A 15102-nucleotide genomic window follows, 5' to 3' on the forward strand; every position below is an offset into this window, starting at 1 on the left:
TTTTTCTTGATAAAAACCGGAAGGATCATTGAAATGTTGATAACTACAATAGAAAAGCCCCGGGGTAAACCGGGGACTTTGTCTACAGTCTGTAAGGACAGCCTGCCGGCTGTCCTTATTTTTTATGCTGTCTTTTACGACAGATCACGCTAAATCCAGGGCCGTTTCCCTCTCCCGATCCGACTCCTTTCCGGAGACAGTCAGGCGAAGGTCGTCTCCCTTGGCGTCCACAACAATGACCTCGTCTGTGTCAAAATCCTCCTCAAGCAGCTTATCTGCCACCTTGTTCTGAAGAGCGGACTGGATCGCCCGGCGCAGCGGTCTTGCCCCGTATACCGGGTCAAACCCCTCCTGAGCCAGAACGTCCACGGCCTGATCCGTGATCCTTAAGTGAACGCCCTGCTCCTCCAGTCTCCTTGCGAACTGCTCTGTCATATGGCCGGCGATCTGGCGCACATCCTTCTCCTCCAACTGGTGGAACACGATGATCTCGTCCAGACGGTTCAGGAATTCGGGCTGGAAGGTGCGCTTTACCTCCTCCATGACACGGCTTCTGATGTTCTCATCCCGCTGGGATCTTTCATCCTTATCAGACTGCACAAAGCCAAGGGACTTCTTTCCGAGAATGTCCCTCGCACCTACATTGGAGGTGAGGACGATGATCGTATTTTTAAAGCTCACAGTCCTCCCCTTGGAGTCTGTCAGACGCCCGTCGTCCAGGATCTGCAGCAGCGCGTTCCACACGTCCGGATGGGCTTTCTCGATCTCGTCGAAGAGCACGATACTGTAGGGATGTTTTCTCACCTGCTCAGTCAGCTGCCCTTCCTCGTCGTGGCCCACATAGCCCGGCGGGGAACCGATCAGCTTGGAGACCGTGTAGGACTCCATGTACTCGGACATGTCCAGACGGATCATGGCGTTCTCGTCCTGGAACATAGCCTCCGCCAGCGCACGGCACAGCTCCGTCTTCCCCACGCCGGTGGGGCCCAGGAACAGGAAGGAGCCCATGGGTCTGCCGGGATCCGCCACCCCTGTGCGTCCCCGCCGGATGGCCTGGGCCACTGCCTTGACTGCCTCGTCCTGTCCCACCACCCTCTGATGGAGGATGGTCTCCAGGGAGCGGAGCCGCTCCTTCTCATCCATGGTCAGCATGGTCACCGGTATGCCCGTCCAGGCGGAGACAACCGCCGCGATATCCTGGGCATCCACCGCCTTTTTCTGGGATTTCTGCCAGGCCTCCTGCCGTTCCTTCAGGGTTCGCTCCAGCTCATTTTGCCTGTCACGGAGCACCGCCGCCCGCTCGTAGGCCTGGGCCTGGGCCGCCGCCTTCTTCTCCTTCTGGGTAGCGGCGATCTGGTCGTCCAGCTCCTGGAGCTGCGGGGGCTCTGTCATGCCCCTGGTTCGGATACGGGAGGCCGCCTCGTCCAGCAGGTCAATGGCCTTGTCTGGGAGGAAGCGATCCTGGATGTACCTGGCGGAAAGCTGGGCCGCCGCCCGCACCGCCTCGTCCGTGATGGTGAGACCGTGGAAGTCCTCGTACCGCTTCTTCAGCCCCTCCAGTATCTCCACCGTGTCCTCGATATCCGGCTCCTCCACAGAGACAGGCTGGAACCGCCGCTCCAGGGCCGCGTCCTTCTCTATATGCTGCCTGTACTCATTTCCCGTGGTGGCGCCAATAATCTGCAGGTCGCCCCGGGCCAGGACAGGCTTTAAGATGTTGGCTGCGTCCATGGCCTCGCTGGTGCCTGCCCCGGCTCCCATGATGGTGTGAAGCTCGTCGATAAAGAGGATAATGTCCTCATCCTCCTGGGCCTCCCCCAGGAAGGCCTTCATCCTCTCCTCAAAATCGCCCCGGAACCGGGTGCCGGATATCATCCCCACCAGGTCCACGGCAATAATTTTCTTGTGCTTCAGGTTGAGAGGGATACGCCCGCTGGCAATGCGCTGGGCAAGCCCCTCCACCACGGCGGTCTTCCCAACTCCCGGATCCCCGATGAGAACCGGATTGTTCTTGGTTCTGCGGGAGAGCACCTGCACCAGGCGCTCCACCACATCGTCCCGGCCGATGACCGGGTCAAACTGTCCTTCTTCCGCTTTCCGGGTCATGTCCGAGCCGTACTTCTCCAGGTAGGACTCGCCCTCTTCTTCCTCCTCCTGGGTGTGGACCGTCTCCTCCTCGGCGGCGTACTCCTCTTCCCCAACGGGGAGCTCCTTTTTCATCTCCTCCGTATTGACGCCCAGAGACCAGAGAAGCTGCACAGCCGCACACTCCCCTGTGGACAGGATGCCCGCCAGGATATCCTCCGGCCCCGTCTTCTCGTGACCCCGGGCCTTTGCCGCGGTCTGGGCCTGGCCCAGGACCTCGTCCGCCTCGCCGGAGATCTGGATAGCCCGGGCCTTGATACCCGCGGCGCTCCCGTCATATCTTCGTATGTACTCCTCCACCAGCTTGTCATCCAGGCCGTACTGCTTCAGCAGGCGGGCAGATCTTCCTCCTTCTTTGGCGAGAGCCCAGAGAAGATGCTCACTGCCCAGGTAACCGTGCCCCATCCGGGCCGCGAATTTGAGCGCGTTCTGAAAAATCTGCAGTCCGCTCTGACTGTACACCTCCAGATTAACCTTCATGAGAGCACACCTCCTTCTCCATGGTGGCAATGTCGTCCCGCAGGCGGGCGGCCTCCTCGTAGTTCTCCTTCTTCGCCGCCTCCTGGAGACGGACTTTAAGTACCGCAAGCTGCCGCTTACGCTTCAGATCCTCCTCCGCCTGATCCGGGAAAGCCCTCTCTCCCAGCCTTCTCGGCTCCGGCCTGCCGGGCCACCAGCCCGCGTAGTTGCGGAAGGCCTCCGCCTGTCCGGCGGCCACAGCCTGCTGCCACATCCTCTGCAGACAGCCCTCGCACACAGGGATCTGGTACAGAGCGCCCATATAGTTGGTATAAAAGATTTTATCCGCTTCATTTGTATTACAAAACTGACATTTCATATCAAAGTTCACCTCTTTGTCTCTCTGTCTGAAATCTATATATTTAAAAAACTTAATAGTTAAGTTTTTAATAATATAATCCAAAACTATAAAAACGTCAATATTTTTGAGGTTTTTTATACTTTTTTAAGATTTATCGAAGGCCTCTTTTTTGCATATTATATAGAAGGGCCCCCGGCAAAGCCCTATTGACAAATCCTTTCACAGGGGAGTAGTCTTTTTATTGTCTGATACCAGGAGGAAAAAACCATGAAACATTCTATACTGTCCAAAAACATTCTGCTCCTTTTAATATCCGGCTTTTTTTATTTCGCAAGCCCCATGCTGGTGACACCCCTCATCACCGGCTTCTCCGAAAGTCTGGGGGCCAGCGCGGCCTTTATGGGCATGGTGGGCGGCATGATGAACCTTTGCTCCCTGTTCTGCCGCCCCGCCGTGGGGAGCTTTATTGACAGGATCAGCAAGTACCGCCTGTCCATGGCAGGTCTCCTGCTCATGACCGCCGCCTCCGTGGGCTACCTGCTCTCTGTCAGCCCCTTTATGGTCCTCTTTTTCCGAATTGTAAACGGCATCGGCTTTGCCCTCTGCTCCAGCTCTATGTCCACCTGGTTTTCCCTTCTCCTGCCCCCGGACAGGATCGGCTCCGGCATGGGCATCTACGGCATGATGAACGCCCTGGCTATGGCTGTGGCTCCCTCCATCGGCGTGGTCCTCTACCAGACGGTTGGCTACCGCATCTCCTTTGTCATAGCCGCCATCTTCACCGGCCTCTCCCTCATCTTGATCCAGTTTGTGGCAGATAAAGGGGAGCCTATCCCCCGCCCCGCCTCCTCCAAAGCCGGAAAAAGCGGGAACAAAGAGACAGACTCCCGAAAAACGCCGCGGATCGTGGAGCCAAAGGTACTCCCCATCGCACTCATTATTATGCTGTTTGCCATCCCCTACTGCGCCACACAGTCCTTTATCGTGCGGTACACGGAGACCCGGAGCCTGGCTGTCACTGTCAGCCTGTTCTTCCCTATCTACGCGGCAGCCCTGCTGATCCTGCGGCTCACCATGCGGAACCTGTTTGACAGGCTGCGCTTTCCCGTCTTCTTTACCGGCAGCTCCATATGCGCCTTCCTGGCCATCCTCCTGCTGGCGCTGATGAGAAGCAATCTGCCCATGTGCGCCGCGGCCGTCCTGATGGCGGGAAGCTACGGCATCATGAGCTCCGTCTGCCAGTCCCGGGCCATCGTGATGGCGGGCCGGGAGCACGCCGGCCTTGGCAACAGCACCTACTATATCGGCCTGGACCTGGGCATGACCCTAGGCCCCATGCTGGGCGGGATCCTCTACGGCAGCGTGGATGTGCGGCTCTTCTATCCGTTTCTTCTCCTCTGCGTTCCGGCGGCTGTCCTGGTCTTCCTCCTGAACCGGCGTACCCTGGCCTGAGCGCTTTGCAGGCCGCTTACCGGGTCACTTCGTTGATGCAGGAAATGGCGTTCAGCGTGCGTGGAAAGCCGATAAAGGGCAGGCACTGGGTCACGGCATCAATGAGCATCTCCCGGGTGTTGCCCACGCTGATGTTGGCCCCTGCGTGGGATTTGGCCTGGGGCTCACAGCCGCCCAGGCAGCAGATGGCGCAGAAGGTGATAAGCTCCCGCATTTTCAGATCCAGGGTACCCCTTGTGTAGAAATCGCCAAAGCAGTAGGCGGAGAGATAGTCCTGGATATGCTTCAGCTCCTCCGGTGCGGCGTCGCGCATCTTGTTGATGTTGTCCGCGCCGAAGATTTCCTGCTGCACAGCCAGCCCTTTCTCAAAGCGGGTCTCCTCCGTCACCGTCCCCTGCTTCCTGCAGGGCTCTTTTATGCCCGCTGCCTGAAAGGCCTTGTTGACCTCTTTCAGGGCAGCCCACACCCGCTCCATGCCGATGTAGGGCGTGCACTGGTAGAGTGTCTCCTTGATCTCCTCCGGAGTGGCCCCGGCTCCCAGGGCAGCCTCCGTGTAGGCGGCCATATTGTCCAGCGTCTGGCAGGTGGTCAGGGCAGTCAGCGTGACAAGGGCCCTCTGCCTGTCTGTGAGGCATCCTCGGCTCAGTACATCCCCGCAGAGAAATCCTCTGGCGATGTCGGTAAATTCCGGATCCATAGCTCCCTCAAAGGCAGCTCCCTTAAACCATTTCTCATTGTTCTTTTCTGTTCTATCTGTGCGTTCCATCTTTGCAGGACTCCTTTCTTTTTCTCTCGATACCTATATTGTAAATCCGTCTCCTTGCCAGTGTCTAATACTTTTCCTGTATTCTTTTCTATGCCCGGGCGGCATTTCCCCGGGAGAAGCGGGCCTTGGCAGTTTGATAGCTTGCTTGTCATTGCAGGGAAAAGGAAATATCAGAAATATCAGATCACGGTGAGATAAAATTACTGCCGTACACAAACACGCGTGAATGTGTTACACTTTTATCTGTAAGAAAATTCACGCAAAAGGAGAGATGAACCATGAGAGTACGTATGGCAGAAGAAAAAGACATAGAGAGGATCCACAGCCTGCTGGCCCAGGTGGCTATGGTCCACCACAAGGGACGGCCGGACCTTTTTAAATACGGAAAAAGCAAGTACACGGATGAGGAGCTGAAGGAGATCTTAAAGGATGAAAACCGCCCCATACTGGCCGCCGTGGACGACAACGACTGTCTCCAGGGCTACGCCTTCTGCATTTTCCAGCAATACAAGGACAACAATATCATGACCGATATCAAGACGCTCTACATTGACGACCTCTGCGTGGAGGAGACCCGGCGGGGAGAGCATATAGGAAAGACGCTCTACAATGCGGCCCTCGACTTTGCCAGGGAGCACGGCTGCTACAACGTGACCCTGAACGTCTGGAGCTGCAATGAGAGCGCCATGAAATTCTACCGTTCCTGCGGCCTGAAGGAGCAGAAGGTAGGAATGGAAGTCATCTTATAGGTTCTTTTTGCAGGACTCATAGTCCTTCAGTGACCGGACCGCCTCCCCTGCCATGGGGATGAGGGCGATCATGTTGAAAATGGTCATCAGGCCCACTCCCACGTCCCCCATATCCCACACAAAGGTGTAGGCGGCCAGTCCTCCCACAAAGAGCATGACAAGGGCCAGGATCTTGTAGGCTGTCTGGGAGGTCCAGCTGTCCCCGAACAGATAGGCGATATTGGACCTGGCGTAGAAGAGGATGCCGATGAAGGTGGAGAAGCTGAACAGCCACAGGATCAACGCCGTGAAGATCACGCCGAACTCGCCCAGGTGATAGCTCATAGCTGTCTGCAGAAGATCCATGCCCTCCAGCCCGGCGGTCATGGCCTCCGGCGTCAGGAGCATGATCATGGCCGTGCAGCTGCAGATCACCAGCGTGTCGATGAACACGCCCAGAGCCTGCAGAAGCCCCTCCTTGGCCGGATGGCTGATGTCAGCCGCTGCCGCCGCGCAGGGAGCGGAGCCGGAGCCCGCCTCATTGGAGAAAAGGCCTCGCTTCACGCCGTTCATGAGGACAGCTCCAAAGCCGCCCGCTGCCACCTGGCGAAAGCCGAAGGCCTCCGCGAAGATCCGCTGGAACACGCCCGGCAGAGCTCCCAGGTTGGTCAGTATGATGTAGACTGTGATCACCAGGTACAGCCCTGCCATCACCGGCACCATGATGTCCAGCACCTTCACGGTGGCGTGCTTGCGCAGCACGATGACAGCCGCCAGGATAACAAGGACAATGGTGGAGTAGAGGGGCGGAATGCCGAAGGCATTGTCAAAGGCGGAGGACACGGAGTTCCCGATCACCTGGCTGACGCCGCACCAGCACAGAAGTCCGGAGAGGGCAAAGAGTACCGCCACTACGGATTTCTTTCTCTTACTCCCCCTTCTCGTGATAAAAAAGCTGTGTATGTAGTAGGCCGGGCCTCCCCTGTATCCCCCGTAGAGGGGATCTTTTTCTTTGTAGAGCTGGGCCAGGGTTGCCTCCGCGAAGGCCGTGGAGGATCCCAGGAGCGCAATAGCCCACATCCAGAAGACAGCACCCGCGCCTCCCGCGGAGATGGCCGCCACCACACCTACCAGGTTGCCCATGCCCACCCGGGTGGCCGTGGAGACGATGAGGGCCTGGACTCCCGATATAGCCTTCTCCTCAGAGACATTTCTCTTTTCCACTGTCACCCGGATCATCTCCGGGAACATGCGGAAAGGCATGAACCGCGTCCGAACGGTGAAATAAATCCCCGCCGGCACAAGGATGAGGACCAGAATTGAAAGGCCCAGCGTGCCGCCCCCGGGAAGGGGAAGAGTGACGATGTCCCCCCACAGCAGACTGTATACAGCCTCAATGAGATTTACCACCGCGCTGCCCGCTTTATGTAAAAATTCCATGTTTCTGTTTCCTTTCTTCTTTTTTCCTGTCCCACCAGTATAAAGCGAAAGTTTGCCCCTGTAAAGTGAAAAAGTCAAATTAACGGATCAATTAGCCTGAAAACACGAAAGTACAGGCGAAGAGCCGGGGGCTTTCCGCGCTCCCCGGCTCCTTCCGTCTCTGTATTCCTCTGTATTTCTCTGCGTTTACTTCAGCCCGGGTATTTCCTACTTCCGGATCTCCAGAAGCTTGGCCTTCAGGTCTCCCTCCAGTCGGCCAATCTCCTCCTCCGCGGCGCGCCGCTTCTCGCGGCCCTCCTGCTGGATCTTCATCACCTCGTCCAGGGTGGAGATGAGGGCCTCGTTGGTGGTCTTCAGCGTCTCCATATCCACAATGCCACGCTCCGACTCCCGGGCGGACTCTATGGTGGCCATCTTCAGCCGCTCCGCATTCTTCTTCAGCAGCTCGTTTGTCATGTCCGTCACTTCCCTCTGGGCCTGGGCCGCCTGGGCGGAATGCTCCACTCCCAGGGCCAGCACCATCTGACTCTTCCAGAGAGGTACGGTGTTGACAATGGTGGACTGGATCTTCTCCACCATCTGGGTGTCGTTGTTCTGCACAAGTCGGATCTGGGGCGCTGTCTGGATGGCGATCATCCTTGTCAGCTCCAGGTCATGTACCTTCTTCTCAAACCGTTCGCACATGGCCTCCAGATCCTTAGCCGCCTGGATGTCCTCCGGAAGTCCGGTGCTGTTTGCCTTCTGCACAAGATCCGGGAGCTGGACATTTCTGGTGTCCTCCAGCTTCTTCTTCCCCGCCGCAATATAGAGGGACAGCTCCTTGAAATACTCCAGGTTCTGGTCATACATCTTGTCCAGTATGGCCGCGTCCTTCAAAAGCTGTCTCTGGTATCCCTCCAGTGTCTCGCATATCTTCGAAATATTGGCCTCCGCCTTCTCATACTTGGCTTTCAGCGCCGTCACCTTGTTGGCGCTCTTCTTGAAAAAGCCGAAGAAGCCCTTTGTCTCCTCCTCGTCAAAATCCCGCAGCTCTGTCACCACGCCGGACAGCAGATCCCCGATCTCTCCCAGATCCTTTGTGCGCACATTTTCCAGCGCCTTCTCGGAAAAATCCGCCATCTTCTTCTGCACCCCGGCTCCGTACTGGAGCACAGCCCCGGAGTCGTACAGATCGATCTGCCGGGCATACTCCGCCGCCATCTTTTTCTCCTCTTCCGTAAGAGCCGTATCCGGGGCGCTTCCCTGCATCTCTCCCTGTCCTGTGGTCATTGTAAATCCATCGCTCATAGTCTATTCCTTTCTCTTCCATCCGTCTTCTGTCAGACCCTCCTGGGCCAGCATAGTCTCCAGCACGGAGATATCTGAGCTGATATCCCAGGCCACGTCCTCAAAGAGGCTGTCCAGAAGCTTTTCAAATGCTGTGTTCAACGTGTCCAGTGTCTTCTCGATCTCTTCCTTTGCCTGGCGGATGTTCTCCCCCGCCTCAGGCTGGGCGTCCAGCTGCTCATAGGCCTCCAGCAGCTTGACTGTGGTGGGCAGATAGTACTCCATCAGCTTTTTGATGTCGTCCACCGCGTCGGGATCCGCCTCCACCCGGTCGAAAATGCGCCGCACCAGAAGCTCGATACGGTCGATCTTTCGGGAAATCTCCACACCGGGGATGGCATCATTGCACTCTCGGATCTTATCCACATACCATCTTCCCTTTGCGAGAACCCGCTGTACCTCCGGCGAATACCCGGCGTTCTCACCGCCCTGTCCGGACTGCTGCCCGGCCGGCTGCTCCGCCTCCGCCTGCTGCTGTTCCCGGCGCAGCTGCTGGATCCTTCTGTACTCCTCATAGGCCGCGTCCGTCACCATGAGGCAGGCTCCCTGCTCGTCCAGATGTCCCTGGAGGAACCAGCGGTCCGCTATCATCCGACGCAGATCCTTTACGATCCTTTTGGGCTTCTCGCCGGTCCGCTGGGCAATGTCAGATATATTGCAGTAGGCCCGGCCCTGCAGCGCCTCCACATATCTGCGGAACCGTTTTGCCCGGCCTCTCATGCCCCTTCCCTTGCAAAACATCCAGACACCGGCGGCGGTCAGGCAGGCCAGCACAAAGAAAGCCCCCGCCTCAGCCCCTCCAAAGCCGGTCACAAGGACGTCCGCCACGCCGGCGATGACTGTGCACACGCAGGCAAAGGTAAAGAGAAATCCCACCGTGAGCAGCGCCGTCCCCGCCAGGGAGATGCCGCCCTTCCTTGCAAACAGAACCGGCGGCTTTGCCCGCCTTTGCCTCATCTGTCCCATGGATCCGCCTTCAAAGGCTCCGTTCCCCTGGCCAGTCTGATATTCCTGATATCCCCCATATCCCTGACCTTCCCAGGAGCCCTGGGGGCCGCCAAAGCCGCCCGGATCTCCAAAGCTGCCGGGATCGCCGGGTCCCATTCCCGGGCCAGGGCCGGGGCCTCCCGGCCTGCGGCGGATATTTTCCCGCAGATTAAAAATAGCCTCGTTGACTGTATTTGAAATTGTTTCGTTCAGCTTCTGAAAGTCCTGGGAGTCCACTGCATCCTGCACGATATCCCGGATGTCCCGGCCCCATCTTTCCCAATCCTGGTTCACCTGTATCCTCCTGTTCTTCCCGCGCAGGAAAAGAGCCTCAGCAGCCTTTTCCGGGAAGATCATCCTCTTAATTTTACGCTATGTGAAAATTATATAGCATACAGGCAAAAACTGCAATCTCAACCTCTCCCGGATATGCTCCGGATGTGCTATACTGTGATCATACAGACACAGAAGCATCCTGCATACAGAGACATGCAATGAAAAGCACCGCTCAAAGATGCAGAGCAAAAAGGAGTGAGCTACTATGAAGAAAGAGTTGTCCTGCATTGACTGCGCAGTGAAGAACTGTCAGACAGGGGACAAAACATATCCTGATTTCTGCGTGACCACCCACATGAACCCGGAGACACTCGGGGAGGCGCTGGACTGCTATGGCCAGGCAGAAAATCACAAAGTAACCCTGGCCTCCGCCAACGTGGAGTGTGAGCACTACTGCCAGTACACCCGGGTGGAGGAGATCATGGATTTTGCCCGGAAGATCGGAGCCAAAAAGCTGGGCATCGCCACCTGCGTGGGCCTTCTGTCCGAGAGCCGCACCCTGGCCGCCATTTTCCGAAAGCACGGCTTCCAGGTGTACGGCGTCTGCTGCAAGGTGGGCGCTGTGCCCAAGGTGGAGCTTGGCATTGACGAAAAGTGCAACGCCGTGGGGAAGACCGCCTGCAATCCCATCCTCCAGGCAAAGCTTTTGAATGAGGCCGGGACAGACCTGAATGTGGTGGTAGGACTCTGCGTGGGCCACGACAGCCTCTTCTACAAATATTCGGAAGCCCTGACCACCACAGCGGTGACAAAGGACCGGGTGCTGGGACACAACCCGGTGGCCGCTCTCTACACCGCAAAATCCTATTATTCCAGGCTTTTCCAGGAGGAAGAGAAGGAAGGTGAGAACGCATGATCACACTGACAACAGAGACTCTGAGAGAAAAATTAAAAGAGCGAAAAGAGGGAGAGCTTTTGAACCTGCAGGACATGGAGCTGTCCGACGCGGATCTGTCGGGCTGGGATCTGTCCTGGGTGGACTTCTCCCTGACCAGCTTCCACCACGTCTCCTTTGACCATGCGGACATGCACAGCTGCGCCGTGGAGAACGCCCTCTTTGACGACTGCAGCTTCCGGGGCACCAATTTCCGCCAGGCCAATTTAAAGGGCGCCGCCATGCGGTACGACGACCTGTCCGGGGCAGACATCTCCGGAGCCAATCTGTTCAGCGCCGTGCTGGAGCACGCCAACCTGGACGGCATCATCTCTGACGAGAACACAAAATTCTTCCGCCTCTACTGTCCGGAGAAGGGGGCCTTCCTTGGCTACAAGAAGTGCTTCAACAACCGACTCGTCCAGCTCCTCATCCCGGCTGACGCCAAGCGCACCTCCGCCACCATGAACTCCTGCCGGTGCAGCAAGGCAAAGGTGCTCTCCATCAAGAGCTTTGATTACAAGGAGGAGTACGACGAGGCCTGGTCCCTTGTGGATGAGAACTTTGTCTACCGGAAGGGTCAGTGGGTGGAGGTGCCGGACTTTAACGAGGACCGGTGGATGGACTCCACCACAGGGATCCATTTCTGGATGACAAGAGAAGAAGCGAAGGCATACTGATGTGCCTTCGCTTCTTTCATATTTGGTTCTCAACTAAAAATCCTTGCCCTGTCCACCTCTCTGATCCATGTCCGGGCAACCACCCCCGCTCCCTCCCAGGTCAGATGGATACCGTCCGGTGTGATCCCGTCATAGCCAGCCCTCTGTGCCTCCCGGTTCAGCAGGTCATGAAGAGGGAGGAAAAGGGCATGGCGCTCCCCTGCGATCCTTCGCTCCGTCTCCTCAATTTCCCGAATGATCGGTATCCATCTGCTGTACTCCAAAGGCTGTGGAAAGATAAAGGGGCCCATACAGACAAGACGGGCCTCTGTTTTCTCCTGTATCCGTCCCAGCAGGCACCGGTAATTTTCCGCAAAGCCGGTCGCCTCCAGCGTTCTCCCTGTATTCATACACACGGCCGCGTCATTGCTCCCTATGAGAATGCTGACCACGTCCGGTTTGTAGCTCAGGCAGTCATAGTCCAGCATCCGCAGAAGCCCCTGCACGGTAAAGCCGTCATGTCCTCCATTGCGGATGTTTGTTTTCCCGGGCATCTTTGTCTCAAGGAGATCAGCAATCTGCCGGACATACCCGTTGCCCAGACTGGGCTCTCCCTCTCTTTTTGGAGAAAAATTGTGATCAGCGTCTGTGATGCTGTCGCCAAGAAAAATCATTGTTCTCTTACTGATATTCATCTCTCTTATAATCTAATTGTTCTCGGAAAGTCTTCGCAGTATCAGTCCGGCCCTAATCTGTTCAAAATTCCGGTCTGTTTTCTCGGCAATATAGCTGCTTAGTTTTCTGGTTATACGTATGTTCGTATAAACCGCTTCTTCTATAGCCTTTTTCTGAAGATTTCCCTCAACGGTAAACTCTGCAAGAGAAGCTACTACGTTGACAACACTGGCAAAAGTCTGCTCTGCGTCAAAGCCAAAATCTGCATATTTCTCATATATCGCCGGATTAAACCGCACAATCTTCTCTTCAAAAATCAGATCCGCCAGCTTTTTCGCGCTGTCAAAATCTTTTACCTCCAGCGTTCTGAGCGGTTCGGCCGCATAGAACCCTGTCAGATATTGGTCGATATACTCCCTCAGCTCATCCGCAAGCAGATCATTGGCAATACGCTTTTTTACAGCTCCCAGCTCATCGCTTTTTCCCGCGATAACCGCCTCTCTGTATGCCTCCACAAAATCCTGGAAGCATGCTCTTTCGTCAGGGGAAAGCTCCTCATCGCTTTTCATACATGTGGAAAGCCTTTTCTGCCACTCTTCGCCATTTTTGTCAATAAACTCCTGCAGACATTCTAAACTGCTTCTCATACTTGTTCCTCTCCTTAATCCTGCTATTCCCTGGTTGTTTAAAAACGACCAACTGACTCCAGACTCCTGCTGTCTGTTCCTTTCTTTCCGTAGTAATCTTCTCCTCTGTATTACGCGTCTTCCTGTACTCAGTCAAAAGGTTATGGTACATTGCACACCGCCTTTTCATCTGGAAAAACTGTTCCAGGGCGGATCCCATTTCAAACGTCGCGTCGCAGAACAGACTGCTCTGCTCTCTCTTTTTCTCGTCTTCAAACCTTTTCACGTATATAAGTGTATTAAAACGAGGCTCTCTTTCCTCTTCCTGTGTAAGTATGCCATGTTTGTACACGTATCGATAAGCCTGGGCCGTCAGGGAGTACAGCGTATATTTTCCTGCCTTTTCCACATTTACGGTCTTTACACCAGTCTCATTCATCCTCTTTATGACCGCATTGAGAGCGCTGTTGGATATCCCCAGATATATGGCAAGATCGCGGTGAAATACAGTCCCTCTTTCTCCCAGACATTTGAAAATTTTATTTTTATATTTTGTCTTTATACGTTCGATTTCTTTGTCTGTCGCAGCCTTTCCAGCGTATGACCGCATTGTTTCCAACAGTGCATATGTGTATCCTACATCAAAGCACTTCTCCTTTGCTCCATCATAGTCAGGCAGCGTCTCCAGATAGCCCTGGCCGGAATATTTACTGCTTTTTACTTCCACATAAAGCTCTTCCAGCTTCTCTATATCCGCATCGACCATCAGGTCAACCGCTTCCGTCAAAAGACTTTTCATTTTAACGTGGATATCGCTAGGGGCATCTACAAAAAAATTAATTCTCCGCTTTTCCTTTTCTTTCATGATACACCTCCCATCCTGTACACATCGTACATTTTGCTCTGCACCCGGAAAGTCTTTTCCTCGCATGTAATGACAATTTCAAAAAAACACCCGCTCTCCCGGCACTTTCCGCTGCATTCCCGCCTGATCCTATGCAGCGTCTCGCCCTCCGGTCCTCCATCAGGGATCTGCACCATACCAACTACGTCCGAGACATTCCCGCTTCTGGATACATATCTGGCAGAACAGGTATTTACCCATACTCCCATCATCATAGCCGCAATCCCCTTCATGAGAGTCTTCTCAAACGCACCGATCCCCGGCGAATAGGAAGGGCATAAAATAGTATCTGCCCTGCCGACACGGCAGAGAACATCATAGCATGCAGGATCTACCAGTTCTGCGCAGACAGGGAAAGCCACATTTCCCAGCTCCCGCGTCACCAGGATGTTCAATACATTCGTATAGTTTAGCTTTTCTCTCTTTAATATACCAGTGTCTTCCTGCAGAATAAACGGGGTTCCCTTTTTTGTCCTGAGTACCTCCAGACCTCCCGGTCCCAGCACTGTCAGAATATTATCACCATTTTCGCAGTATGTGGGCAGAAGCACAAAAGTACAGTATTCCGGATGGAAACGCATGGTCTCCTTTATTTTTTCCTCCACCTTTGCCGTCCCCACTGCCTCCGGGAAAATAATGATGCTGTATTCTCCTGTGAAAAGAGTGGCGAAAATGCGCTGAATCCGTTCCTCCACCTTTTCTTCATCCTCCACCCCTTCTACACAGAGCACTGTTCCCTCTTCCAGTTCTTCTTCCCTGGTTTTCAAAGTCAGGGAATCGTGTACAGGAGTAATGGCAATCTTCAAGGACCAGCCTTGTTCAGCTCTGCGCAGAAGTCCTGTATCATTCCAGTAATGCATGGCAATTTCAAAAGGAGATTCATCCTCCGCCCTTATCATAATATGATTGGCAAACTCCGTATTCAGAAGATATTCCCGATTTCTCTCAGACTTTCCAGTGTCCCATTCCGGTGCAAAATAGGGGTAAATACTGATCCCGGTCTCCCTGTAATTTCTGTTCAGCGGCTTCAGTCTGGTCACCATCCCCTCGCATATCAGCTCTGTACACGCCGAAAGCTGCTTCTCTATCCGGACTGCCAGCAGATAAATTTCATTCATCATCTGCTCATCCGGTTCCTCAGCCTGTTCTAAGAAATGGTTGATCTGACAGACCGCCTGATCGTCTAATGCATATTGCTCAAGCGATGACTTTAGAATGATATCCACGTATTTTTGATATTCTTTTATCGCTTTTTCTACTTTATTATAGCCTGCGGTTTTCCATTTTATAGCACACTTCCGCTCCTGTTCTTTGGGAAGCATGGAACACAATACAGCTAAAAAATCGTAAGCTGTGTCCCCCTG

General features: G+C 54.8%; 14 protein-coding genes. 4 read left to right on the plus strand and 10 right to left on the minus strand.

The features are described 5' to 3' along the window. Positions 1-144 precede the first annotated feature (144 nt). Both NI21_RS0113545 and NI21_RS0113550 read right to left on the minus strand, forming a co-directional pair. Entirely contained in the window at positions 145-2625 is a 2481-nt protein-coding gene (locus NI21_RS0113545) for an ATP-dependent Clp protease ATP-binding subunit (protein WP_033126745.1), read from the minus strand. After that, positions 2615-2983, minus strand: a complete 369-nt coding sequence (locus tag NI21_RS0113550; protein ID WP_033126746.1) for a UvrB/UvrC motif-containing protein — start codon at positions 2981-2983, stop codon at positions 2615-2617. Before NI21_RS0113550 ends, NI21_RS0113545 begins: the two co-directional genes overlap by 11 nt. A gap of 249 nt (positions 2984-3232) precedes the next feature. On the opposite strand from NI21_RS0113550, the gene NI21_RS0113555 reads away from it, so the two are divergent. Next, complete coding sequence (locus NI21_RS0113555) at positions 3233-4417, plus strand: MFS transporter (protein WP_033126747.1); 1185 nt, start codon at positions 3233-3235, stop codon at positions 4415-4417. 16 nt (positions 4418-4433) lie between these two features. Here NI21_RS0113555 and NI21_RS0113560 read toward each other — a convergent pair whose 3' ends face one another. Next, positions 4434-5183: a carboxymuconolactone decarboxylase family protein gene (locus NI21_RS0113560; RefSeq protein ID WP_033126748.1), complete on the minus strand. Its 750-nt coding sequence runs from the start codon at positions 5181-5183 to the stop codon at positions 4434-4436. A 278-nt stretch (positions 5184-5461) separates the two neighbouring features. On the opposite strand from NI21_RS0113560, the gene NI21_RS0113565 reads away from it, so the two are divergent. After that, positions 5462-5932 carry a GNAT family N-acetyltransferase gene (locus NI21_RS0113565; protein ID WP_033126749.1) on the plus strand — a complete coding sequence of 157 codons (471 nt, stop codon included), beginning with the start codon at positions 5462-5464 and terminating at the stop codon, positions 5930-5932. Here NI21_RS0113565 and NI21_RS0113570 read toward each other — a convergent pair. The 3 genes from NI21_RS0113570 to NI21_RS0113580 form a co-directional block, all read right to left on the minus strand. Continuing rightward, positions 5927-7351 carry a sodium:alanine symporter family protein gene (locus NI21_RS0113570; protein ID WP_033126750.1) on the minus strand — a complete coding sequence of 475 codons (1425 nt, stop codon included), beginning with the start codon at positions 7349-7351 and terminating at the stop codon, positions 5927-5929. The two genes, NI21_RS0113565 and NI21_RS0113570, sit on opposite strands and share 6 nt — an antisense overlap. Before the next feature lie 207 nt (positions 7352-7558). Further along, a complete protein-coding gene (locus NI21_RS0113575) occupies positions 7559-8638 on the minus strand; it encodes a toxic anion resistance protein (RefSeq protein WP_052084126.1) in 1080 nt (359 codons plus the stop codon). 3 nt (positions 8639-8641) lie between these two features. Beyond that, positions 8642-9958, minus strand: coding sequence for a 5-bromo-4-chloroindolyl phosphate hydrolysis family protein (locus NI21_RS0113580; protein ID WP_242842871.1), 1317 nt, complete (start codon positions 9956-9958; stop codon positions 8642-8644). Positions 9959-10205: 247 nt separating this feature from the next. Between NI21_RS0113580 and NI21_RS0113585 the strand changes: the two genes are divergently transcribed. Together NI21_RS0113585 and NI21_RS0113590 are read left to right on the plus strand one after the other, a co-directional pair. After that, the gene (locus NI21_RS0113585; protein WP_033126751.1) at positions 10206-10856 is read left to right on the plus strand and encodes a DUF1847 domain-containing protein; all 651 of its coding nucleotides are present in this window, start codon (positions 10206-10208) and stop codon (positions 10854-10856) included. Then, complete coding sequence (locus NI21_RS0113590; RefSeq protein ID WP_033126752.1) at positions 10853-11554, plus strand: pentapeptide repeat-containing protein; 702 nt, start codon at positions 10853-10855, stop codon at positions 11552-11554. Before NI21_RS0113585 ends, NI21_RS0113590 begins: the two co-directional genes overlap by 4 nt. 29 nt (positions 11555-11583) lie before the next feature. Here NI21_RS0113590 and NI21_RS0113595 read toward each other — a convergent pair whose 3' ends face one another. Genes NI21_RS0113595 through NI21_RS0113610 form a run of 4 tightly spaced genes read right to left on the minus strand, consistent with a single transcriptional unit; the run spans position 11584 to position 14859 of the window. After that, positions 11584-12228, minus strand: a complete 645-nt coding sequence (locus tag NI21_RS0113595; RefSeq protein ID WP_081958099.1) for a GDSL-type esterase/lipase family protein — start codon at positions 12226-12228, stop codon at positions 11584-11586. A 12-nt stretch (positions 12229-12240) separates the two neighbouring features. Beyond that, entirely contained in the window at positions 12241-12855 is a 615-nt protein-coding gene (locus NI21_RS0113600) for a hypothetical protein (RefSeq protein ID WP_033126754.1), read from the minus strand. Continuing rightward, the gene (locus NI21_RS0113605) at positions 12818-13699 is read right to left on the minus strand and encodes a hypothetical protein (protein ID WP_033126755.1); all 882 of its coding nucleotides are present in this window, start codon (positions 13697-13699) and stop codon (positions 12818-12820) included. The genes NI21_RS0113600 and NI21_RS0113605 overlap by 38 nt, the downstream gene beginning before the upstream one ends. Continuing rightward, positions 13696-14859: a hypothetical protein gene (locus tag NI21_RS0113610; RefSeq protein ID WP_147581206.1), complete on the minus strand. Its 1164-nt coding sequence runs from the start codon at positions 14857-14859 to the stop codon at positions 13696-13698. The genes NI21_RS0113605 and NI21_RS0113610 overlap by 4 nt, the downstream gene beginning before the upstream one ends. Positions 14860-15102 lie beyond the last annotated feature (243 nt).

This window comes from Eubacterium sp. ER2, from assembly GCF_000765215.1.
GTDB classification, from domain to species: domain Bacteria; phylum Bacillota; class Clostridia; order Lachnospirales; family Lachnospiraceae; genus Claveliimonas; species Claveliimonas intestinigallinarum.